General features: G+C 31.9%; 26 protein-coding genes. 13 read left to right on the plus strand and 13 right to left on the minus strand.

Annotated features, from left to right (window positions below; genetic code table 11):
• Positions 1-9: 9 nt before the first annotated feature.
• The 7 genes from ABW636_RS19360 to ruvX form a co-directional block, all read right to left on the minus strand.
• On the minus strand, positions 10-696 hold the full coding sequence (locus tag ABW636_RS19360; protein ID WP_367591727.1) for a toxin-antitoxin system YwqK family antitoxin: 687 nt from the start codon (positions 694-696) through the stop codon (positions 10-12).
• 283 nt (positions 697-979) lie between these two features.
• Complete coding sequence (gene yidC, locus ABW636_RS19365) at positions 980-2,869, minus strand: membrane protein insertase YidC (RefSeq protein ID WP_367591728.1); 1,890 nt, start codon at positions 2,867-2,869, stop codon at positions 980-982.
• A 93-nt stretch (positions 2,870-2,962) separates the two neighbouring features.
• Complete coding sequence (gene pyrG / locus ABW636_RS19370; RefSeq protein ID WP_367591729.1) at positions 2,963-4,603, minus strand: CTP synthase; 1,641 nt, start codon at positions 4,601-4,603, stop codon at positions 2,963-2,965.
• 202 nt (positions 4,604-4,805) lie between these two features.
• Positions 4,806-5,228, minus strand: coding sequence for a DUF5606 family protein (locus ABW636_RS19375; protein ID WP_367591730.1), 423 nt, complete (start codon positions 5,226-5,228; stop codon positions 4,806-4,808).
• A gap of 97 nt (positions 5,229-5,325) precedes the next feature.
• Positions 5,326-5,916, minus strand: coding sequence for a peptide deformylase (gene def / locus ABW636_RS19380; RefSeq protein ID WP_367591731.1), 591 nt, complete (start codon positions 5,914-5,916; stop codon positions 5,326-5,328).
• Positions 5,917-5,975: 59 nt separating this feature from the next.
• Entirely contained in the window at positions 5,976-6,320 is a 345-nt protein-coding gene (locus ABW636_RS19385; RefSeq protein ID WP_367591732.1) for a four helix bundle protein, read from the minus strand.
• A gap of 38 nt (positions 6,321-6,358) precedes the next feature.
• Positions 6,359-6,772, minus strand: coding sequence for a Holliday junction resolvase RuvX (gene ruvX / locus ABW636_RS19390; protein WP_367591733.1), 414 nt, complete (start codon positions 6,770-6,772; stop codon positions 6,359-6,361).
• 287 nt (positions 6,773-7,059) lie between these two features.
• Here ruvX and ABW636_RS19395 point away from each other — a divergent pair, with 287 nt between their 5' ends.
• Positions 7,060-7,875: a 2,3,4,5-tetrahydropyridine-2,6-dicarboxylate N-succinyltransferase gene (locus ABW636_RS19395; RefSeq protein ID WP_367591734.1), complete on the plus strand. Its 816-nt coding sequence runs from the start codon at positions 7,060-7,062 to the stop codon at positions 7,873-7,875.
• A gap of 44 nt (positions 7,876-7,919) precedes the next feature.
• On the opposite strand, the gene ABW636_RS19400 is transcribed toward ABW636_RS19395, so the two are convergent.
• On the minus strand, positions 7,920-8,675 hold the full coding sequence (locus ABW636_RS19400; protein ID WP_367591735.1) for a lipopolysaccharide kinase InaA family protein: 756 nt from the start codon (positions 8,673-8,675) through the stop codon (positions 7,920-7,922).
• 50 nt (positions 8,676-8,725) lie between these two features.
• On the opposite strand from ABW636_RS19400, the gene ABW636_RS19405 reads away from it, so the two are divergent.
• Positions 8,726-9,814, plus strand: a complete 1,089-nt coding sequence (locus ABW636_RS19405) for a glycosyltransferase family 9 protein (RefSeq protein ID WP_367591736.1) — start codon at positions 8,726-8,728, stop codon at positions 9,812-9,814.
• 9 nt (positions 9,815-9,823) lie between these two features.
• Here the strand turns inward: ABW636_RS19405 and ABW636_RS19410 are convergent, their stop codons facing one another.
• Both ABW636_RS19410 and ABW636_RS19415 read right to left on the minus strand, forming a co-directional pair.
• Positions 9,824-10,660 carry a glycosyltransferase family 2 protein gene (locus tag ABW636_RS19410; RefSeq protein ID WP_367591737.1) on the minus strand — a complete coding sequence of 279 codons (837 nt, stop codon included), beginning with the start codon at positions 10,658-10,660 and terminating at the stop codon, positions 9,824-9,826.
• A 3-nt stretch (positions 10,661-10,663) separates the two neighbouring features.
• Positions 10,664-11,488, minus strand: a complete 825-nt coding sequence (locus ABW636_RS19415; protein WP_367591738.1) for a glycosyltransferase family 2 protein — start codon at positions 11,486-11,488, stop codon at positions 10,664-10,666.
• Between the two features lie 38 nt (positions 11,489-11,526).
• On the opposite strand from ABW636_RS19415, the gene ABW636_RS19420 reads away from it, so the two are divergent.
• Positions 11,527-12,264, plus strand: a complete 738-nt coding sequence (locus ABW636_RS19420) for a glycosyltransferase family 2 protein (RefSeq protein ID WP_367591739.1) — start codon at positions 11,527-11,529, stop codon at positions 12,262-12,264.
• 20 nt (positions 12,265-12,284) lie between these two features.
• On the opposite strand, the gene ABW636_RS19425 is transcribed toward ABW636_RS19420, so the two are convergent.
• Positions 12,285-12,992 (minus strand): polysaccharide deacetylase family protein, encoded by a 708-nt coding sequence (locus ABW636_RS19425; RefSeq protein ID WP_367591740.1) that lies wholly within the window; start codon positions 12,990-12,992, stop codon positions 12,285-12,287.
• A gap of 39 nt (positions 12,993-13,031) precedes the next feature.
• On the opposite strand from ABW636_RS19425, the gene ABW636_RS19430 reads away from it, so the two are divergent.
• Positions 13,032-13,805: a glycosyltransferase family 2 protein gene (locus ABW636_RS19430; protein ID WP_367591741.1), complete on the plus strand. Its 774-nt coding sequence runs from the start codon at positions 13,032-13,034 to the stop codon at positions 13,803-13,805.
• Between the two features lie 92 nt (positions 13,806-13,897).
• Positions 13,898-14,662 (plus strand): glycosyltransferase family 2 protein, encoded by a 765-nt coding sequence (locus tag ABW636_RS19435; RefSeq protein ID WP_367591742.1) that lies wholly within the window; start codon positions 13,898-13,900, stop codon positions 14,660-14,662.
• A gap of 2 nt (positions 14,663-14,664) precedes the next feature.
• Here ABW636_RS19435 and ABW636_RS19440 read toward each other — a convergent pair whose 3' ends face one another.
• Positions 14,665-15,432, minus strand: coding sequence for a Kdo domain containing protein (locus tag ABW636_RS19440; RefSeq protein WP_367591743.1), 768 nt, complete (start codon positions 15,430-15,432; stop codon positions 14,665-14,667).
• A 269-nt stretch (positions 15,433-15,701) separates the two neighbouring features.
• On the opposite strand from ABW636_RS19440, the gene ABW636_RS19445 reads away from it, so the two are divergent.
• Together ABW636_RS19445 and ABW636_RS19450 are read left to right on the plus strand one after the other, a co-directional pair.
• Entirely contained in the window at positions 15,702-16,775 is a 1,074-nt protein-coding gene (locus ABW636_RS19445; RefSeq protein ID WP_367591744.1) for a glycosyltransferase family 4 protein, read from the plus strand.
• A 27-nt stretch (positions 16,776-16,802) separates the two neighbouring features.
• Positions 16,803-17,477 carry a class I SAM-dependent methyltransferase gene (locus ABW636_RS19450; RefSeq protein WP_367591745.1) on the plus strand — a complete coding sequence of 225 codons (675 nt, stop codon included), beginning with the start codon at positions 16,803-16,805 and terminating at the stop codon, positions 17,475-17,477.
• Positions 17,478-17,598: 121 nt separating this feature from the next.
• Here the strand turns inward: ABW636_RS19450 and ABW636_RS19455 are convergent, their stop codons facing one another.
• The gene (locus tag ABW636_RS19455; RefSeq protein ID WP_367591746.1) at positions 17,599-18,105 is read right to left on the minus strand and encodes a hypothetical protein; all 507 of its coding nucleotides are present in this window, start codon (positions 18,103-18,105) and stop codon (positions 17,599-17,601) included.
• Positions 18,106-18,355: 250 nt separating this feature from the next.
• Between ABW636_RS19455 and ABW636_RS19460 the strand changes: the two genes are divergently transcribed.
• The 6 genes from ABW636_RS19460 (at position 18,356) to ABW636_RS19485 (ending at position 23,974) form a co-directional block, all read left to right on the plus strand.
• Positions 18,356-18,925, plus strand: a complete 570-nt coding sequence (locus ABW636_RS19460) for an L-threonylcarbamoyladenylate synthase (protein ID WP_367591747.1) — start codon at positions 18,356-18,358, stop codon at positions 18,923-18,925.
• Positions 18,926-18,933: 8 nt separating this feature from the next.
• Positions 18,934-20,358, plus strand: coding sequence for a CCA tRNA nucleotidyltransferase (locus ABW636_RS19465; RefSeq protein ID WP_367591748.1), 1,425 nt, complete (start codon positions 18,934-18,936; stop codon positions 20,356-20,358).
• A 29-nt stretch (positions 20,359-20,387) separates the two neighbouring features.
• The gene (locus ABW636_RS19470) at positions 20,388-21,404 is read left to right on the plus strand and encodes a COX15/CtaA family protein (RefSeq protein ID WP_367591749.1); all 1,017 of its coding nucleotides are present in this window, start codon (positions 20,388-20,390) and stop codon (positions 21,402-21,404) included.
• A 44-nt stretch (positions 21,405-21,448) separates the two neighbouring features.
• Positions 21,449-21,964, plus strand: a complete 516-nt coding sequence (locus tag ABW636_RS19475; RefSeq protein ID WP_367591750.1) for an IS1096 element passenger TnpR family protein — start codon at positions 21,449-21,451, stop codon at positions 21,962-21,964.
• Positions 21,965-22,049: 85 nt separating this feature from the next.
• Entirely contained in the window at positions 22,050-23,108 is a 1,059-nt protein-coding gene (locus ABW636_RS19480) for a nucleoid-associated protein (protein ID WP_367591751.1), read from the plus strand.
• A 92-nt stretch (positions 23,109-23,200) separates the two neighbouring features.
• Entirely contained in the window at positions 23,201-23,974 is a 774-nt protein-coding gene (locus ABW636_RS19485; RefSeq protein ID WP_367591752.1) for a TSUP family transporter, read from the plus strand.
• Positions 23,975-24,092 lie beyond the last annotated feature (118 nt).

The following is a 24,092-nucleotide window of genomic DNA, read 5'->3' on the forward strand; positions in this document are numbered from 1 at the left end:
TGGTATTTTTTAATACCCTCTTTTTTGAACAGGAAATAGTTTTTGTTCAGACAATTTCCCATTTTTATAGTAGTTCCAAATACCATCTTTACGGTCTTTTTTATAGTTTCCTTCAATTATTAAAGTACCGTTGGTGTCATAATACTTGGTGATTCCATTTAATTTATCATTTTCATAAGTAAACTCTTTTAGCGCTACTCCTGTATCAGAATATATAGTTCGCTTACCATTGCGCTTACCATTAACATAGGAAACTTTTTCTGTTAGCTGACCGTTTTCAAAATAAGTTAGTTGTTCTCCGTGTAATTTTCCAGATACATATTGTTCAGTCATCATAATTTTGTCTGATTTATTATGATAATAAGTCCAAATACCTTCACGATTCTTACCGATCATAGCTCCTTGACTTATTACTTTACCTCTTTGCGTAAAATACCTCACTTTCACAGAATCATTGTCCTTTAAGAAAGTTTTGATAGCAGTCGGAGATGTGCCACCCATTGGCTTGTAAAATTTAAACTCCCCTATCTCTTTTCCATGATCAAATGTTCCTTCATACCTTAATTGATCGGTATTATCATACTTTTTTTGCCATTTACCATGTCGTTTTCCATTTGCATCATACGCGTTATACTCCTGTCCAAAAACAGAGGTAATAATACTTACAAAAACACAACATAAAAATGTACTTCGCATAATTTTAATTTAATTTGATGTTTTTATATCATTCAAATATAAAAATTCATTTGGTTTCAAGTCTTTTTATTCAACGAATGTAGCTTTCAAAAATTATACCAATAGTAGTAAATGAATTTCAAATAATTTCAAAATAGCTTGATGCAACCTTTACTATAAAAGATATACTTTCTGTTTTACATTGAATAGGTTTTAGCAACTAAGCTATAATAACAAATGTACCTTAAAAAGACAAAAGCCTCTTAAAAGAGGCTCTTGTTATATATTTGAGTAGTAATTACTACTATTTTTTTTGTTTTTGTTGCTGTTCTGCTTGTTCCATCAACTCTTTCATTTTTTTCTGAAACTTACCTTGCTTTTTAGGTTTCTTTTTATTCTCCTGAATTTTAGAATGGATTTTATCTTCGTCAATAATTACATTTTTAATAACTAACATGATTCCGATAGTAATCAGGTTAGAAATAAAGTAATACAATGATAAACCACTCGCATAGTTATTAAAGAAAAATAACATCATCAACGGTGACAAATACATGATAAACTTCATATTTGGCATTCCTGGCTGTTGTGTTTGCATTGTTTGCCCTGTAGTCATCATCATATAGATAAATATTGCAACAGACGCCAAGATCGGAAATAAACTTACGTGATCTCCATAGAATGGAATCTCAAATGGTAATTGCGCTATGTTATCATAACTTGATAAATCATCTGCCCACAAAAAGCTTTTTTGTCGTAACTGAAATGCGCTAGGAAAGAAATTAAACAACGCATAAAAAACAGGTATTTGCATTAATGCTGGTAAACAACCACTCATTGGGTTGACACCTGCCTTACCATAAAGAGCCATTGTTTCTTGCTGTCTCTTCATTGCATTGTCCTTGAACTTTTCATTGATTTCTGTAATCTCGGGACGTAAAACCTTCATTTTTGCTTGCGACAAATATGACTTATACGTTACAGGAGACAATATAATTCTAACGATGATTGTCATTACAATGATAGATATCCCATAAGGAAGAAAACCACTTAAAAACCCAAAAAACGGGATAAAAAGATATCTATTAATAAACCCAAATATCCCCCACCCTAAAGGCACAATTTCATCTAGGTTACGATCGTATTTACTTAAAATTTTATAATCTGTTGGACCATAATACCAATCCATCGAATAGTTTAATTCTCCTCCTTGCAATTCTAATGGCATGGATGCGGTAAACTCTTTAGTAACTTTTATATCTTTATCATCTAAATCACTGGAGTTAGCTACATTTTTTGAAGTAAATGCCGCTTTCTTAAAAGAAGTGTCTGTCAAAAGTACAGAAGTAAAGAAATGTTGCTTAAATGCTATCCAACTTACATCTTCTTCTTCATCATCTGCAAATTCACCTTGCCCAAGATAATCATCTTTATCTCCATCATACTCATATAAAACTTCTGTATATCTATTTTCATAAGATGCACTCTTAGCGTGCCTTATTCCTTGAAGTTTCCAATCTAAATTTATATTTTGACTACTATTTATAACTTTTTGCAATCCTTGAGATCGTATGGTAAAATCAACCATATAATCATTTGGTTTTAACTCGTATCGATATTCTAAGAACTGAGACTCAGAAACTTTAAGTTTCATAGAAAGAATTGTATGCTCTCCATTTTTTGTAACCGAAGGTGTAAAAAACAAATCTTTGGTGTTTAAGATTCTATTATCGGTAGTACCAAAATTGATATTAAAGGATGCATTTTTACCATCTTTTATAAGGTATACAGGAACCGAATCATAGGTTTTAAAGTTTTTTAACAATGCATCAGAAATGTACCCCCCTCTATTATTAATTTTTAGGCTTAATACTTCATTTTCGATTTTTGTAAAATCATCTTTTGCAGAAGGCAAACTTGCCGAATATGCAAATGCTCCTAATTGACCTTTTGCTTGTACTAACCCTAATGAATCTGAAGGATTAACTGTAATAGCAGTTTCATTTCTTACAAATTCTGTGGTAGTTATCTTTGTATCTTCAGTATTTTTATCGGCTTCTACTTGTTCTTGCTTCGCTTTTTCAGCTTCAATTTCTTCTGGAGTAGGTTGATTTAAATAGAACATCCAGACGATGATTCCGAAAATAAGTGCAAATCCAATGATCGAATTAAGATCAAATTTCTTTTCTTCCATGTATTGATGTATAAAAAGCCTTTATCTGATGACTCAGAAAGGCTTTTGAAATTATATTTAATTATTCTGTAATGTCAATTATCCCGCCAATTACTATCCTTGTGACACTTTGGCACTTTTATCTTTTTTTGAATACACAACAGCCGCTTTTATAAATGCTATAAACAACGGATGTGGAGTAGCTACAGTACTTTTATATTCTGGATGATACTGTACTCCAACAAACCATGGGTGGTCAGGAATTTCTATGATTTCTACCAATCCAGTTTTTGGGTTTATTCCGGTTGTTTTAAGTCCAGATTTTTCTAACTGCTCTTTGTATGCGTTGTTATATTCATAACGATGTCTATGTCGCTCTGATATTAGTGTTTTGTCATAAGCTTCAAAAACCTTACTACCTTCTATTAGCTCACAGTCCCAAGCTCCCAGACGCATTGTTCCTCCCATATCAGTAATGCTTTTTTGCTCTTCCATTAAGTTAATAACTGGATTTTGGGTATTCTTATCTACTTCTACAGAGCATGCATCTTTTAATCCTAATACATTACGAGAGTACTCAATTACTGCCATTTGCATTCCTAAACAAATTCCAAAAAATGGCAAATTATTTTCTCTTGCATATTGTACTGCTTGTATTTTACCTTCTATACCTCTTTCACCAAATCCAGGGGCTACTAAAATACCATCTAAATGTGCTATTTTTTCTTTAATTGTTTTTTCGTCAATATACTCTGAATGTATACTTTCTACATTTACTTTGACTTCATTTTCTGCCCCTGCATGGATAAAAGCTTCCAATATAGATTTATACGAATCTTGCAATTCGACATATTTACCAATAAGCCCTATCGTAACTTCGCATTTTGGGTTTTTGTGTCTCTTTAAAAAATTATTCCAATTCTCTAAGTTAGGCAAATCATCATCTTGAAGTACCAATTGTCTTAGCACAACCCTATCTAATCCCTCTTCCAACATCAGATTAGGCACATCATAAATAGTTGATGCATCGATAGACTGTATAACAGCTTCCTTTTTCACATTACAAAACAATGCCAATTTCTTTCTTAAATCATCTGACAATTCATGTTCTGTACGACAAACAAGAATATCTGCCTTAATACCACTTTCCATCAATGTTTTTACACTATGCTGAGTTGGTTTTGTTTTTAATTCTCCTGCTGCAGAAAGGTATGGGATTAATGTTAAATGTATTACCAAAGCATTGGTATCACCCAATTCCCATTTTAATTGTCGAACAGCCTCTATATATGGTAAGGATTCAATATCACCTACTGTCCCTCCAATTTCTGTAATAACGATATCATAGGCTCCGCTTTTTCCAAGAATCTGAATTCGCTCTTTTATTTCATTGGTAATATGCGGAACTACCTGAACTGTTTTTCCTAAAAACTCTCCACGACGTTCTTTTTCTATAACACTTTGATAAATTCTACCCGTTGTTACATTATTTGCTTGAGAGGTTGAGGTATTTAAAAAACGTTCATAGTGCCCTAAATCTAAATCGGTTTCTGCTCCATCATCCGTTACATAGCATTCACCATGTTCATAAGGGTTCAACGTTCCCGGATCCACATTTATATATGGATCTAGTTTTTGTATTGTAACCCTGTATCCTCTTGCTTGTAAAAGTTTTGCCAGAGAAGCCGCTATAATTCCTTTTCCTAATGAGGAAGACACACCTCCGGTTACAAAAACATATTTGGTATTAGCCATGTACACTAAAAATTAGTAAAGTTGTATTTCAATTTTGCGCAAAAGTACAAAGAAGTGACGAGATCAAGTGTCGAAAAATGAATCAATATTGCACAACTTATTCATATTCCTTCTTCTACTAGTATTAAGAATTAATCAATAAAAATCTTAAAAAAACAAAATCCCGTCTTGTGACAGGATTTTATACACTAAATATTTTTTTCTATTCCTCTTCTTGCAAGGCCTTATCTGTCTCTGGCTCAGAAAAATCTGTCATCCCTTTGGACTGTAAAATATTATACCATTGGATTACTTTTTTCATATCGCTAGCATACACTCTATCTTCATCATAATCAGGTAAGATCTCACTAAAATAAGATTCTAACTTATTTTTAGACTCTTTATGATTAATTGCTTGTCCTCCTTCTTCTTTATCATAAATCTTTTGAAATATCTCTCGAAGAGGTACTTCTTCTGCAAACGTATATATAGCAATTTCACTAAGTATACTTACATTATGACGTATACTTACAGATAATCTTTTTCCGTCTATTAAAGATTCTGCTAAAAATCCACTTCGGGTTTGTGTTTTTAACTCATATAAACCCGGTTTTCCTGAAATTGCTAATATTTTATCTAAACTCATAATTTTTTATTCAAAGCTGGCAAATATCTATAGTTCGATTTAAAAAATCAAACATTCGACCATAATAAATACTTAAAAGTAATATGTTCTTACAAAATTATCTTCCTTTTTTCATTAGAGGAAAACGCATTCTATATTCGGACTTTACTTTTCCTTTGGAAATATTGGTTAATTTCCCCTTGATTAATCTTTTCTTAAGATTTGACAGTTTATCTGTAAACAGAATTCCTTCTACATGATCATATTCATGCTGAATAACTCGAGCCGCCAATCCATCATATGTCTCTACATGTTCTTTAAAGTTTTCATCAAAGTAGGATATTTTAATCGTATCATGACGAAATACATCTTCTCTAACATCTGGGATACTCAAACAACCTTCAGAAAAAGCCCATTCATCACCAGTTTCTTCTATAATGGTTGGGTTTATAAATACTTTTTTAAAATCTTTTAGTTGATTCGCTTGTTCTTCAGAAAGTTCTTCATCTTCAGAAAAAGGAGATGCATCCACCACAAAAATCCGTATTGAAAGTCCTATTTGAGGTGCTGCCAATCCCACTCCATAAGCATTATACATGGTTTCAAACATGTTTTCGATAAGCTCGGAAAGATTTGGATAGTCTTTTTCTATCTCTTTTGCTTTTCTTTTTAATACCGGATCTCCGTATGCTACTATTGGAAATATCATCTAAATTATATATTTTTTAATGGATAATTAATAATCCAAAATCATTAATTTTAATACTACTATATATTTTTCGAAGCCGTAATTCTGCTTGAAATAAAAATAGCAGTCAGTTCTTTCGCTTCTTTTAAAACATCATTTACTTGAGTACCGTTTTTTAAATTTTCTTCTTTTAAGAATTCAATCCAAAAAATACTTTCATCTGCTTCTTCAATTACAATACTAAGCTTTGATATAAATCCTTTTTTAGTTTGCGCCAGACAAGCTGCTCTATAATTTGCTGCTACAGAAGTTGCACTTCTAATCAACTGTAATTCTATATGGCTACCTAATTTCGTATTAGGAAGTTCTGTTGCTAGCTTTACACATGAATGAGCAAACTTTTTTGAACGTATTTTTAAATCCATTCCTACAGCTACTTCTTAAGTTATACATTTTTCATTATTCATTTCAAATTATATAAATAATCTTGTAATATAATGGTTGCGCTAATTTGATCTACCAATGCCTTATCTCTTCTTTTCTTTTTAGATATACCACTAGCGATCATCGTATTAAATGCAATTTTAGAAGTAAAACGCTCATCGATCCTTTTTACAGGAATATCGGGAAGCAGCCTATTTAGTTTTTCTAAAAATGGTTGAATTAACTTTTCACTTTCAGAAGCTTCTCCATGTAATCGCTTAGGCTCACCAACTATAAAAAGTTCTACTTCTTCTTTAGATACATACTCCTTTAACCAACCTAACAACTCTTTGGTCGCTACAGTAGTTAATCCAGAAGCAATGATCTGTGACTCATCGGTTACCGCAATACCACATCGCTTACCTCCATAATCTATTGCCAAAATGCGAGCCATACTTTTTTTGTGCAAAAGTATAATATTATTACAAAAACACCCTATTGATCTCTTTTGAACTTTTATTTTACCGATAAATTCTAAATATTTTGCATCTACACCTACTTTAATCACAAGCATTTCTACTTTTTTAGATTATTATGTTTTCAATTTTTAATAAAAAACTAAGCGAGTATTACTTACAAAATATACAAATGAGTTTAATAATTAACGGTTTCTCAAAATACTAGAATATCCTTATTTCTTTTTAAACGGAAGCTATTATATTTACCAAAAATTTTCATTCGATGAATCAGTTAAAAGAAATCATAGAACAAGCCTGGGAAAACAGGGAGCTATTAAAAGAATCAAAAACACAAGATGCCATTAGAGAAGTTGTTAATCTATTGGATGCGGGAGAACTAAGAGTAGCAGAACCTATTGAAGGGGGTTGGCAAGTAAATGAATGGGTAAAAAAAGGAGTAGTCTTATATTTTCCTATTCAAAAAATGGAAACTCTGGAAGCAGGGATTTTTGAATATCATGACAAAATTCCTTTAAAAAGAGGTTATGAAGCTAAAGGAATACGTGTTGTTCCTAATGCGGTTGCACGTCATGGTGCCTATATATCACCTGGAACAATTTTGATGCCTAGTTATGTAAATATTGGTGCCTATGTAGATGAAGGTACAATGGTAGATACTTGGGCTACTGTGGGTAGTTGTGCACAAATAGGAAAAAACGTTCACCTTAGTGGTGGTGTTGGTATTGGTGGAGTATTAGAACCATTACAAGCAGCTCCTGTTGTAATCGAAGATAATGCTTTTATTGGATCCAGATGTATTGTTGTAGAAGGTGTACGTGTAGAAAGAGAAGCAGTATTAGGTGCAAATGTAGTTTTAACTGCATCAACCAAAATTATTGATGTTACCGGAGACACACCTGTAGAAAGAAAAGGTTTAGTTCCTGCTGGGTCTGTAGTGATACCAGGTAGTTATACCAAAAAATTTGCTGCCGGAGAATACAATGTTCCTTGTGCCTTGATTATAGGAAAACGTAAAGAAAGTACAGACAAAAAGACTTCTCTTAATGATGCTCTTCGTGAATATGACGTGGCTGTATAAAAAAATCTAAATATAAGCTTAAGCTTAGATGATACAAATGTCATCTAAGCTTTTCTTTTTCTTCTTCTTATCTTTTTACTATTTATTTTTTTCTGAAATTTTCTACTGTGATACATCATTCGCTGATAAATCTCATCATATGACTTTTGATGTAACTCAGCATATCTTTTTGATATAATTTTCATCATGGTTTTAGACAACCACAATCTTCTGAAATTATGCATACGCTTCTCGAAACTCATAGTTTCAAAACGCATTCTATTTAAATCTATCAGAAAAAAATCATAAATACCTTTATCCTTTTTTACAATTAATGTATTGCCAGGTGAATGATCCAGGAAATTTACATTACACTCATGTAACTTATAAGTAAAATCGGTAAACTGTTTTAGAATTTCTGTCCTTTCCGGAAATTTTGGTTGATGAATCAAAACACGAAAGTCAAAATCATAATCTAAATGCTTACTCACATAATAACTCTCTCTAAGTCCTACAGAAAAAAATTCACAATATGCGACTGGAAGTGGCGTATTAATTTCATTAGAAACCAGTTTTTTTGCGTATTCAAAAGATCGCTTTGCCTTTGATTTGCGTAAATATCGATAAACCAGAGACTGTAACAAACCTGGAGTTTTGAACTTTTTAATGTTATAGACCTCATTATTAACCGCGACCTTTTTTATCACATTACGCTTACCCTCAACTACATAAATACCTTCTGAAGCAAAGTGTTCAAAGATTTTTTCTAATTGTGGTCTCGCCGTTTCGAAACCAGAAAATACTTCTAAATTTTTTCGCATTATACTATTAATAGTTTCAAAAAAAAGAATATTTTGCGAAGGTAATCTTTATGAAGAAAATACTCGTAATACAAAACAAAAGAATTGGCGATGTACTAATTAGTTCTGTCATTGCTAATAATATAAAAAAGGTCTTTCCTACTAGTTCGGTAACTTATTTTGTCTATGATTATACTGTTGGGGTTTTAAAAAACAACCCAAATATTGATCATGTCATACAAGTCAATGATAAAGAGTTAAAAAAGGTCCCTAACCTCATAAAAGTAATCAGAAAGATACGTAAGGAGAAGTACGATATTATCTTTGATCCTTATGCCAAGTTTCAAAGCAGAATGATTTGTTTATTTTCTGGAGCAAATTATCGTATTGGTTTAAAACGAAAGCACAAAAAATTAAAGCTACCGTTTTACACTCACCCGATTGATTTACTTGATCATAAAACTCAAAATTGTGGAAAAGCAATTGAAGATAGAATCAATATGATCTCATCTGTATTCCCAGAATTACAGCATCCTGATTACGAACCTAAAATATCACTTACATCTACCGAACAAGACTATGATACAATTAAAAAATTAAAAAGACCTGTTGTGATGATAGGCGTTTTAGGCAGTACAGCAAAAAAATCTATGCCTTATGAATATATCGCAAAAGTGGTAGATTTCATGACCCATAATTATGATGCTACTATCCTATTTAATTATGCTCCGCATCAAAAAAGTGAAGCCGAAAAAATATACCAACTTTGCAAACATAAAGAGCTGATAGACCTTAGCATCTATGAAGATTCTATTAGGGGGTTTATTACATTAATGGCACAATGCGACCTTTTAATTGCCAATGAAGGAGGTAGTGTACATATTACAAAGGCATTACACAAACCGACTTTCACTATTTATTCTCCTTATATAAATAAGGAACATTGGTGTAGTTTTGAGGACGGAAAAACTCATGAATCTATTCATCTTCTAGAAGAAAAACCTGATTTGTTTAATAGTTTTACTTTTGAAAAACGTAAAAAAATTGAAGAAAATCCAGATATTTTGTACCAAAAACTTACTCCAGAGATGATTCTTGGCAAACTACAACCTTTTTTAAATCATCATCTTACTACCAAAAGTAATATCGAACTAGAGTAGTATTTAGAATTAAAGTTTTTTGGTGGTATCAACCTCTTTTACAATCCCATTCTTTGTCCAAACCAATTTATTCTTTTTGGTATTCTTTCTTATTGCCTTGTTTTTGGTAATCATTTCTTCTGTAACATAGCCTCTTGCATGATCCAAATGTATTGTAATAGCGCTATAGCGTATTTGTAATGGTTTTATCCCGTAATTAACCAATCGCTCTCCTAATTCACGGTCTTCACCTCCATACTGCATACATTCATTAAATCCATTTACTGCCATGATATCTTTTCTCCATCCAGAAGCATTATTACCATCCCAAGTGGCGCTTGTTGGGGTAAAACGATTTAATAATTTTTCTTTAACCCCATGAGAGGTCAGTTTATTATTCTTGAATGTTTTTTTCAAACCTCTATTCATCAACCATTGTACATCAAAACAATGTTGATTTATAATATCTTCTTGAGTTATTGCTTTTGAAATATTCATAGGCAACTTAAAATATCCTGCCGACAAAAAACACCCTTCTTTTCTATGCTTTAAATGTTTTTCGACAAAATCTTTTCTTGGAATACAATCACCATCTGTAAGAATCAGATATTCTCCCTTAGAAAAAACAATGGCTTTATTAAGTATTTTTGTTTTCTGAAAACCATGATCTTCTTGCCATACATGATGTATTTGCAAAAGTGATTTTTCCTGAAAGCTTTCAATCAACTTTATTGTTTCTTCTGTAGAACCATCATCAGCAATGATAATCTCAAAATCTTTTTGGGTTTGTTGTTCATAACCCCAAAGTACTTTCTGAAGCCACTCTGGCTGATTGTAGGTACTGATAATAATAGAAACTGAAGGCATAGATTACTTTTTTTTAACTATTCCGTAGGGGGTCCATGCTTTTTTACGTTCTCTTGTTTCCTTTCGAATCGCTTTATTCTTGTCTATTGAATCTTGATTTTTATACCCTCTTGGGTGATCTAAATGGATACAAATGGCATTATAACGAATCTGTTTGCTTTTTATTCCTAAGTTAAACAATCTTTCTCCTAATTCTCTATCTTGCCCACCGTACTGCATGCGTTCATCAAATCCATTTACGTCTACAATATCCTTCTTCCATCCTGATGCGTTATGGCCATTCCAACTTGCATTAGTGGGTGTTATTGCGTTTAGAAAAGTTGCCTTTAATGTATCAGCCGTAAGCTTATTATTCTTAAAAGAAGATTTCAAACCATTCCTTTTAAGCCATTTAATATCAAAGCAGTTTTCTGTATAAATATCTTCTTTAGAAATTTTTAACGATATATCCATCGGCAACATAAAATATCCTCCAGATAAAAAATATCCTTCTTCTCTGTACTTAACATGCTGTTCTACAAAATCTTTTCTAGGAATACAATCCCCATCGCTCATAATAATATATGGAGTTGTACATTGCTCAACAGCTTTATTTAATATTTGCGATTTCTGAAAACCATTATCTTCATGCCACACATGAACAATAGGATAAAAGACTTCTTCTTTAACTTTATTTATTAGCGATGCTGTTTCTTCTGTAGAGCCATCATCGGCTATAACGACTTCAAACATCCTATATGTTTGATTATTATAACCATATAGCACTTTTTCTAACCAATCGGTAGCGTTATAAGTACTTATTACTATAGAAACATCAATTGCTGTCATGCCCGCAAAGATAAAATTATTTTCATAATTTTGCCGTCATGCCAACACTTTCGGTCATTATACCTACCTACAACGAGGCTTCTTATATCAAAGACGCATTGCTATCTGTTTCGTTTGCCAACGAAATCATCGTTATTGACTCTTTTAGCACCGACAACACCGTTGATATTGCAGAACCTTATGCGTCAAAAATACTTAAACGAAGTTTTGATAATTTCTCTAATCAAAAAAATCATGCGCTAGAGCACGCAACGGGAGATTGGGTTCTTTTTGTAGATGCAGACGAACGTGTTACCAATTCTTTAAGGGCAGAAATTGTTACTACTATTAATCAAACCAAACATACAGGATACAAAATCAATTTCCCGCATTTTTACATGAATCGATTTCTCTATCACCATAGTAATGATGTGCTTAGGTTGGTAAAGAGAGACGGAGCAAAATTAACAGGTTTGGTTCATGAAAAACTACATTGTAATGGTAGCATAGGCAAGCTCAAAAACCATATGCTACATTATACCTATAAAGGATTACATCCTTACATACAAAAAAAGGAGTCCTATGCATGGTTTCAGGCAGATCAATTATTCAAAAAAAACAAAAAAGTGACTTGGTTTCACTTATTTTTCAAACCTTCTTATAGATTCTTTAGTTCTTTAATCATAAAAGGAGGCTATAGAGATGGGGTCCCTGGTCTTACTGTAGCCGCTGTTAATGCTTATGGCGTATTTTCTCGTTATGCAAAATTAATATTGCTTCAAAAAGGAATTAAATAGCTCAAAGATTCTAAATACAATTAACCAAAAAGTTTTCCGAATCTTAATTTTCGTTTGAATGTTCTCAAAGAATAATTCCCTTTTACATCGATTCTCTGAATTTCAAAAGGGTTTTTAAAAGGAAATTTATTTACCCGGTTACCTATACGCAAGCCATATACAAAACCATGCTTTTGTAATTGTTTAAAAAAAGTTATTTTTCTATCCTTATCTCTTGGGTATTTACCGTAAGGATAAGCCACAACTGGTGACATTTCCAAGCTGTTTTCAGACACAAATTTCTTACACAACCTCGTGTCTTCTTCAATATCTTCAAAAGTAAGTTCGTGATACTTTTTATGGTAAAATGAATGAAATCCTAACTCTATGATTGATGAATCCATAGAGCGCAACTGTGCCACCGTCATAATCTCTAATGTACCAGTATTCCAACTATCTTTTTTACCAATAAAAGATAAGGGTGCAAAAAAAGTAGCTTTTAATCCATATTTCTTCAATAAAGGATAGGCTAATTCTAATTGACTTACATACACATCGTCAAATGTAATGACTACATTTTTTTTTGATTTGAGTTTTTTTCTGTTATATAAATCTTTTAGGTGATGTGTCTTATACCCACGTGATGCCAAATGTGCTAACTGTTGTTCTATGCATTCTAAAGAAATAGTTAGCCCTTCACTCTTATCGGCACTAATATGGTGATACATTAAAACAGTTAATTTTGACATCTATATTCTTATTACAAATCAGATGTAAAATTATTACTTTTGTGCAAATTATCACCGGGATTGGAAAATACTTTACACATCAGCGTTCTCATTACTACTTTAAATGCAGCTAATACTATAGAACGTGTTATTGAAAGTCTCAAGTTTGCAAAAGAAATAATTATTATAGATTCTTTTAGCAGCGATGACACCATAAAACTGTTGTCTAAATATGATAATGTGACAACTTACCAAAAGGAGTTCACAAGTTTTACATCACAACAACAATATGCTATCTCTAAAGCTTCATGTGATTGGATTCTTTTTTTAAATCAAAATGAAGAATTTCCAGAAAACGTATCTCAAGAAATTTTAGAAACCAAGTATATTTCTGATGATATTATTTTTGTCATAAAAAAGGACTCTTGTTTTATGGGGCGAAAAATGAAAGGAAATTTACCCTATGAAAACAATGATGCCCTGTTATTTAATAAAAACAAATACAACAGTATAAAAAATGCTTTAGATTTTATTGATGATTCAAAACATACAATTATCTTAAACAATTTACTTCCTTTTTACACCACATTAGATGACTACACGGGTAAAATGCATCATCAAAGTACGCTAGAAGCAAAAACATTGTATTACAAAAAAAAGAAACCATCTTTTATTCATTTTTTTGTGCTTCCTTTTTTTGAATTTTGGAAACAGTATCTTTTTCGTTTGCTTCTTTTGGATGGAAAAGAAGGCTTTATCTTATCGTATATAACTGCTTTTACTGTATTCAAAAAACATATTAATTTGTGGCTCATGTATCGTAAAATAAGGTAGCTTTAAACCAAGGTTAAAAACAATATATTTCTTTCTTCAACCAATCAATTACTTCAAAAATTAGCTATTTTTGGCAAAAATAAATTATACTAATGGTAAAACTCTCTGGGGTCATTATAACCTATAATGAAGAAAAAAAGATTGAACGATGCTTACAGTCTCTTATAAATGTAACGGATGAAATCGTAGTAGTTGATTCTTTTTCTACTGACAAAACAGAAGAGATTTGCAAAAAATATAATGTAAAGTTCGTTTCGCAAAAATTTCTTGGTTACGTAGAACAAAAGAATTTTGCAATTACGCAAGCTAGTCATGATTATATTGTTTCTTTAGATGGTGACGAAGCGTTATCTCCTGAATTACAAAAATCATTACTAAAGTTAAAATCCAATTGGACTCTTGATGGTTATTCTGCAAATCGTTTCAATAATTTTTGCGGTCAATGGATCAAACATTCTGACTGGTATCCAGACAGAAAAATGCGTTTTTTCAAAAAGGGAAAAGGCGAATGGAAAGGAATTAATCCTCATGATTCATTCAAATTATACAATCCAAAATCTTCTGCAAAACTAAAAGGAGATATTTTACACTGGAATTATGCTACCTATCAAGAATTTAATTTAAAAACTGATAAGTTTTCTTCAATTTCTGCTCAATCTTATTATGAACTTGGTAAAAAAGCTCCTGTTTGGAAAATTCTTTTAAACCCTACCTGGGCATTTTTAAAATCATACATTCTAAGACTAGGTTTTCTGGATGGTTTAAATGGATTCGTAATTTGTGTACAAACTGCCAATATTACTTTTTTGAAATATACTAAACTTAGGGAAATAATTCTCAAAAACAAGACCTCTTAAAACTATCGTTTTCTCCAAAAAAGTATTCTTTTTTTTAAGCGATCTTTTCTATAATATCTGTTCTGAAACTCTTGAGTATACTTCCACATGAGGTTTGAAATATCATCTTCATCCTCTCCTGTACATTTTGCATATTCATTACTCATAGTTTCGACCATTGATTTATGAATAGTTAGTTTGGCAAAATTTTTTATTCGGGTTTCAAAATCCATATCTTCAAATTTCATTCTGTTAAGATCTACCAAATAAAAATCATAACCATCTTTTTTTCTTTTTATCAATGTATTCCCTGGTGAGTGATCCAAAAAATTCACCTTGTTTTTATGTAAAAGATACGTGAATCTGGTAAATGCTCTTAAAATTTCCTCATAATCAGGAATATCAAAATCAAATGTCAAATCTCTGTAGGTAAGATCACAATTTACTAGTTCACTCACATAAAAACTCTTTTTAAATAAAAAAAAGGTTGTTTCTATTTTGTAAGCAATAGGTACAGGAGTTTTAATTTTTAAAGCCAATAATTTATTAGCATACATGTAAGAACGTTCTGCTTTTGATTTTCTAACAAAACGATAAGCTATTTGATTTATAAGGTTAGGGATTTTAAAAGATTTAATTGTATAAAAACGATCATATAGAGATACTATTTTTATCACATTACGTTCTGCATCTCCTAAAATTTTTGGATGATTTTTAAAATTGTCTATCACATCATCAACATCTTCCTTCATAGACAAATAATCCTGACGTATTACAGTTTTTCTCTGCATCTTGTTAAAATAATTGAGTGGTAAAGGTAACTATTTGCAATGGGTAAAATCAAGTCTTTCTAAATATTTCATATATCCAATTACCTAAAAAGAAATCAGAATATCATGTCATAGCTTTTGCATCTTTAAAACCCATTATAGAAAAACCATTTCTATCATAAAAAAACAATTTTTCTTCTTAAAAATTAGCCAAAAATTTGTCTTTTCAATAATGCCACAAATAAAATATATATTAGCGCAATTTTATTTACTTTGCAAAAAAGAACTTCATGTATAAAGTATTTTTAGAAACACATAATATTGGTAAAATGCATACAGGTTTTGGCCAATTCAATTATCACTTATTAAAAGGCCTAAAAGAAGTTAACGATCCAGAATTAAAATACACCGTTCATGTAAGACCAGCTAACCTCTTAAAACCAGATTTTGGAAATTTCTTTAAATACAAGCATTACTTTGGTGCCCGTAGATACAAATTAACCAGTGTTCGAAAAAAATATGATGTATGGCACTCCTTAAACCAAAATACAAAAATAGAACCTTATTCTGACTTACCTTATGTATTGACTATACATGATGTTAATTTCATTCAGGAGATTTCTGATGACTTAACTCATGAAAGAAACCTAAGGTTTATAGAAAAACTGAAAAGGGCTGATGCAATTACTTATATTTCAGAATATGCCAAACAATCAACTCATCAATACTTTGAAGTTCCTAACGTACCAGAATATGTAATTTATAACGGTAACCCATTGGTTAGTTTTGAAAACCTGGAAGGTTTTTCTACATCTGTTGATATCCAAAAAAAATACATTTATGCGATTGGTGATTTTTTAGAACGTAAGAATTTCCATGTCCTTGTAGCAATGATGCAACATTTACCTGATTACAACTTAATCATTTCTGGGAATAATACACATGATTATGGCGAAAGGGTTGCTAATACTATAACATCATTGGGTTTAGAAAATCAGGTAACCTTAACAGGACGTGTATCTGAAAAAGAAAAGCAATATTACATAAAAAACTGTAGTGCTTTTGCACTGCCCTCTGTTCGTGAAGGTTTTGGACTACCAGCCATAGAAGCCATGAGGTTTGGAGTACCTATATTCTTGGCAAATACAACCTCACTTCCAGAAATAGGAGGAGAACATGCTTTTTATTGGGATGATTTCAATCCTAAAAACATGGCCGATATTCTTCAAAAAAAACTAATTCTTTTTAAAGAGAATGAAAAAGAATACAGCGATAAGCTTAAAGAAAGAGCTGATTCGTTTTCTTGGAAAAAGGCCGCGCAACAGTATATCGATGTCTATAAAAATGTTATTAAAAATAAATAAAACACTCGCACATTTAATCATATCAAAATGACACTACAAATTATTATTATTGCCTTAATCGTTTTAATTGCAATCATTATTCTTGCAAAAAAACTATCAAAACATAAATCGTTGTTTCCTCTTATGCCATTTAAGTACAACTTTAATCTAAGGCGAGATACTTTTAAAGAGACTTTACAACTTCTTGAAAAAAGAAATGGTAAAATGATTTTAGAAACAGGCACATCTAGAGACGGGCTTAAAAATACTGCAGGCGATGGTGCAGCAACCATTGTTTTTGGAAAATGGGCAAAAATACATAAAGGAGAAGTTATCTCTGTTGATATTAGTAATGACTCTATAAAAGGGGCACAACAAGGACTTCATGAAGAGAATCTAAATGATGTGGTAACATTACACTTATCTGATTCTGTCGCTTTTTTAGAAAAGTTTAATAGACCTATTGACTTACTCTATTTAGATAGCTATGACTATTCTTTACATGATACAGAAATTCAGGTAAAAAGCCAAGAGCACCATTTAAAAGAATTTGTAGCGGCAGAAAAAAACCTTCATAAAAACTCTATTATTCTTATTGATGATTGTGATTTACCTGGTGGGGGTAAAGGGAAAATTGTGGTTGACCACCTGCTAAAAAAGGATTGGGTCATTATAACCAATGCCTATCAAATTTTATTAGTAAAAAAGGAAAGTATCTCATAAACATTATCTCTCCTTTCTTTTCAATTTAATTAAAAAACCCTATTCAAATTGACTTTCAGTTTATAAAAAACCCCGATACTATTTATTGATAGTATCGGGGTTTGTAAAAATATTATTGTTTTTATTTTTCAGCTTCAGTTTCAGAAGCTTTTTCATGATCTTCTTTGATCATTTGTTGATCTTCTTTTGTAACGCGTTCGTGTTCTTCGGCGATACGTTGATGCTCACTCTTCATATTATCATGCTCAGTTTTCATCGATTCGTGTTCTGTAGTCATTTGCTCAAGTGAAATTTCTCCAGAACCATGCTTTGCTTCCAACTCTGCATGTTTTTCGATCATCGCTTTATGCGCTTCAATAAGCTCGCTATGTTTGGCTAATAATGACAAGTGATTTTTTTCTGTCACTAAATGCAAAGAGTCATTTTCAATATCTTTATGAGAATCAACCATTTGTTGATGATCATCTTTCATATCACTATGCTCTTTAGCCATAACTTTATGATCTGCTTCCATTTCCTGATGTTTTGCAACCATTGCCTTATGCTCAGGGGTTTCTGCTGGGTTTTGCTTGCAAGAAACAAAAATAGATACTACTGCTAAAAATAATAATTTACTAAATGTTTTCATAATTTTAATATGTCAGTTAATAACTCAAATGTAGTTAAAATTTGTTTTTTATAGTACTTTCTCTTCAAAATTATAACACACACAATAGAATATGTATTTTTGAATTCTGTTATAAATTGCTTTGTTAAAAAAGGTGAATTACCTAAAAAAATTCTTAAACATTATCTTTTACTTAATAAATAGTTATCTACTAAAACATAAGATTACAGCTTCTTTTGTATTTTTGCCTTTAATAAATTAACCTTTCTCAATGCCAGATCAATACATAGAATTAGAAAAAGCGGTTATAACTTTAAAAAAAGGCGGAATCATCCTTTATCCAACAGATACAATTTGGGGAATCGGCTGTGATGCTACCAATGCAGAAGCAATTGACAAAATATACGCCTTAAAAAAAAGAGAAGAAAGCAAATCAATGATTTGCCTGGTTAGTGACTTTAAAATGTTGCAACAATATGTTGAAGAAGTACCAGAAGTTGCTTATGACATTTTAAAATATGCCACAAAAGCAACTACCATAATTTATGATCGACCTTTGCGAGTTGCAGAAAATGTAATCGCAAAAGATAATACATTAGGTATCCGAGTAGTTCGGGACCCTTTTTGTAGTAAGTTGATTCGAAAACTAAAAAGACCCATCATATCCACTTCTGCAAATATTAGTGGGGCTCCTTCGCCAAAAAACTTAAAAGAAATTTCTAATGCTATTTTGGAAGGCGTAGACTATGTTGTAAATTTGCCATTGCAAAATAAAGGTGTTAAACCTTCTTCTATTATCAAAATTGGAGGGGATAGTACTGTAAAAATTATCAGGAAGTAAATTGATTCATGTCGGAAGCCAAAAATTATAAAGAAGCCTTACAACACCCTATCTTTAAGATAATCAATAAAGCAGCTGCCAATTTAAAGCTTGAAAGCTACGTGATTGGCGGATTTGTAAGAGATCATTTGTTACAAAGAGGAACTGCAAAAGATATTGACATTGTTACAGTTGGGAGTGGGATTACGTTAGCAAAAGAGGTTTCTAAGCTTTTACCAAACCGTCCTAAAGTACAAATATTTAAAACCTATGGCACCGCAATGCTAAGGGCAAACGATATTGAAATTGAATTTGTAGGTGCTCGTAAAGAATCGTATACAGAAAATAGCCGTAATCCTACGGTAGAAAATGGAACGCTTGAAGACGACCAAAACAGAAGGGATTTCACCATTAATGCGCTGGCATTATCACTTGCTACTTCAACTTTTGGAAACATATCAGATCCATTTAATGGGTTGACAGATTTAGAATCCAAAATTATTCGCACACCGCTAGATCCGGATATCACCTATTCTGATGATCCACTTCGTATGATGAGAGCTATTCGGTTTGCAACACAACTTAATTTTGTGATTGAACCCGAATCTCTAAAAGCAATTACAAGAAATAAAGATCGAATAAAGATTATCACCAAAGAGCGTATTGTTGATGAATTACATAAAATTCTATTAAGTGACAAACCATCGATTGGGTTTATCCTATTAGAAAAAACCGGGTTATTACCCTATATTTTACCTGAGCTGACAGCTTTAAAAGGTATTGATGAAGTCGAAGGTCAAAAACATAAAGATAATTTTTATCATACCTTGGAAGTCGTTGATAATATTTCTGAGAATACAGATAATCTTTGGTTACGATGGGCTGCGTTATTGCATGATATAGGAAAAGCACCAACTAAAAGGTTTAACAAAAAAATAGGATGGACATTTCACGGTCATGAATTTGTAGGATCTAAAATGGTTTTCAAGCTTTTTAAACGCTTAAAAATGCCATTAAATGATAAGATGAAATTTGTCCAAAAAATGGTATTAATGAGCTCGAGACCTATCGTTATTGCTTCTGAAGTAACCGACTCGGCGGTAAGAAGATTAATTTTTGATGCGGGAGAGTTTATTGAAGAATTAATGACCCTATGTGAGGCCGATATTACTACCAAAAATCCTAAACGTTTCAAAAAATACCATAACAACTTTAAAATTGTTAGACAAAAAATGGTCGAAGTAGAAGAACGTGATCATATTCGTAATTTTCAACCTCCTGTTACAGGAGAAAAAATTATGGAAACGTTTAATATAAAACCATCCAGAGAAATCGGAATCATCAAAGAAGCAATCAAAGAGGCCATTCTCGAAGGTGAAATACCCAATGATTATGACGCAGCTTATGAATTTATGATCAAAAAAGGGGAAGAACTAGGGTTGACAAGTTGCTAAAGAATTTAAGGTGTATAAGGTTTATAAACATGAAAAAGGACAATAAAAAAGTTATCTACTGGTTACTTACCGGATGTATTTTAATCTTTATAATGGTTATTGTTGGCGGGATTACAAGACTCACTCACTCTGGGTTATCTATCTCTAATTATAAATTAATTTCTGGTACCATCCCTCCTACCAATGAAGCAGAGTGGACAGCTGCATTTGATCTTTATAAACAATATCCAGAATATCAAAAAATCAATCATCAATTCACCCTTCAAGATTTTAAAGACATTTATTTTTGGGAGTGGCTACATAGAGTTATAGGCCGATTTATAGGAGTGGTTTTTATACTTCCTTTTATTTATTTTCTTATCAGAAAACAACTATCAAAACCCACTATAAAAAAATCTTTGGTGCTTATGTTTTTAGGTGGGTTTCAAGGTTTTTTGGGCTGGTTTATGGTAAAAAGCGGTCTTATAGACAGACCCGATGTAAGTCATTATCGACTTGCTATGCATCTTACAGCTGCTTTTATAACTTTTGCTTATACTTTTTGGGTGGCCCTGGATCTTATATATCCTAAAAAGAAAAAAATAGATCCTAAATTTAGAAACCTCATCCGATGGGGATTAGGATTACTGCTACTTCAAATCGTATATGGCGCATTTGTAGCAGGACTCGATGCAGGATTCCTACATAACCATTGGCCACTCATGAATGATGGGCAATTGATTCATGAATCAGTTTATATCGAGCAATCACCCATGATTCGTAATTTTATAGAAGGAAAAAGTGGCGTTCAGTTTGTCCATAGATATTTAGCATATTTTGTAGTGGGCATCATCCTGCTTATATGGTATCGTGGTAAAAAAATTCAAAAAGACAACATACAGCACACTTCGTTAAATATTATACTGGCACTGGTCTTTCTTCAGTTTCTTTTAGGTATTTTCACCCTGCTTTTTAGAGTTCCTATTACATTGGGTATTTTACATCAAATTGTTGCTTTTATACTACTTGGGGCAATGACTTTTTCATTACATCGTTTTAGTAAATAACAATGTAATTATAGTATCTTTGCATTTTTCAAATTTTAGTTATAATGATTTACCGTTTCAGAATTATTCTTGATACAGAAGAAGATGTTTTTAGAGACATTGAAATAGAACAAGACGCAACACTAGAGCAATTTCATAATGTGATCACGCAATCTTTTGGATTTGACGGAACAGAAATGGCTTCTTTTTATAGTAGTGATGACCAATGGAACCAAGGAGAAGAAATATCATTGTTTGACATGAGTGATGGCTCTCAACCTGTTAAATTAATGAATGAAACCTTTTTGGAAGATGTTGCTACAGAAACTTCTCCCAAATTAATATATGTCTACGATTTTTTAAATATGTGGACTTTTTTGGTTGAATTGGCCGAAATTGCAGAATATGAAAACGGAAGAACATACCCTAATGTGATGTATACACATGGGCAGCTACCTGACGAAGCTCCTGATAAGGAATTTAAGGCTGATGATCTTAATGATTTCGACGAAGGTCAAAACGAAGGACATATGGATCTTGATGAATACGAAGATCTGGGGTTCGATGAAAACTGGAACTAAAACAAAGTAGCAAGGCAGTAGGGCAAGAAATCCAAATAATAAGCTTGGCAACTTAAAGATGATGCAACTTTTAAATTAAAAAATTATGATTAATCTGTACAGCACTCAAATTGAATCATTATCAGTTCATAGAATTGGTAACAAAAGTAGAAACGAAAACATTTTTTTATCTGATTCGCCGTACAATCTTAATGACGAATTGACTTCGATTCTAAAGGAATATTTTTTCAAACCCTTTAGAGAAAAAGAAGAGAATTATTTCCAATTTACTAATGAAGTAGATGTAGAGTTTAATCCATTATTTAAAATTGTTACAGAAATTTTTGAAAGCCCTTCATCGGCTCATGAAAAATCAAAAAGAATAGCTTCTTTATTATATGAACAATCTCAACACCCTCATATTAAAAGCGGTGAATTATATGTCACCTACTTGGACAACGTAACAATTGACAACGAAAAAGTAAGTGCTTTAGGAATATTTAAATCAGAATTAAAACATGATTTTCTTCAGTTTGAAGAGAGTAATGCCAATATAGAATTGCTAATCCAACAAGGTGTAAATCTTAATAAATTAGACAAAGGGTGTCTAATTTTTAACCATAAAAAAGAAGAGGGATATAAAATACTTTCTATCGACTCTAATAGATATGACACCAAATATTGGCTTGAGCATTTCTTGGGCGTACAGGCATTTGCAGATGAAAATTTCTACACTAAGAAATACATGAAATTCTGTCAAGACTTTGCAAAAGAGGTTGTACTGCCAGCAGAAGACAAAAAAGAAGAAGTCATGTTTATGAATCGAGCAGTTAATCATTTTGCAAAAAATGATGAGTTTGAAGAATCTGCTTTTTTAGATGAAGTTATCGATAATCCCGATCTGATTCCAGAATTTAAACATTACAAGGTAGAAAAAGCTCCAAAATATCAAATTGAGGACCTTACCTCTTTTCCTATTGCCAATAATGCAGTTACGGCAGCTAGAAAGAAAATGAAAAACGTTATTGATCTTGACACTAATGTACAGATCAAAATGGATTTTATCAATCCAGAGTCGGCAGAAAAATTTGTAGAAAAAGGGTGGGATGAAGAAAAGCAAATGTATTACTATCTGGTGTATTTTAACAAAGAACAGAAAAGCTAGAAAACAATTCTAAATCATTTTTTATAAGTGCTAAAAACTAAAATAGGCACATGATATGATATAAATTTTAAACAGAACAGAAGGTTATATTTATGGAGTATATTCTGGTTGGTATCGTAGCTTTGCTTGGATCTGGATTAACCTTTTTTTCTGGCTTTGGATTAGGCACATTATTACTACCTGTATTTGCATTGTTTTTTCCTATAGATATAGCAATAGCTCTTACAGCCATTGTACACCTTCTCAATAACGTATTTAAATTTACATTGGTTGGTAAAAAAACCGATGTAAAAACAGTAGTTCGTTTTGGGTTACCAGCAATTATTTTTGCTTTTGCCGGCGCTTATATTTTAGGATTACTAACAGATGTCGCTCCTATATACAGTTATCATATTGCCAGTAAAACATATCAAATTACTATTGTAAAAATATGTATTGCTTCATTACTTATTTTCTTTTCTCTTTTTGATTTAATTCCTAAACTAAAACGTTTAGAATTTGACACAAAATACCTTCCTGTCGGAGGCGCTTTAAGTGGTTTTTTTGGTGGATTATCAGGGCATCAAGGAGCTTTAAGAACTGCTTTTTTAATACGTGCAGGTCTTAATAAAGAGGCTTTTATAGCAACCGGCGTAGTAATTGCTTGTTTTATAGACATTTCTAGAATCGTGGTATATACAAAAGACATACTACAACTACGTGATCAACTAGACTACCCAATGCTAACTACGGCAACTATGATGGCATTTGCAGGTGCCTGTATTGGGCGCAAGTTTCTTACCAAAATCACTATAGACACCATTCAATTAGTGGTTGGGATTTTATTAATCGTTTTTGCTCTTCTTCTAGGAATTGGTGTATTATAACTAAACCACCCTGCACTGGAAGTGCAGGGGTTTGTTTTACTAGGGACTAAAGTCCCTAAGCCTATTCTAATATAAAATTAGAATTATCATTCTTATCATGTCGATGATGTTCTAAATA

This window comes from Aquimarina discodermiae, from assembly GCF_040786235.1.
Lineage (GTDB): Bacteria > Bacteroidota > Bacteroidia > Flavobacteriales > Flavobacteriaceae > Aquimarina.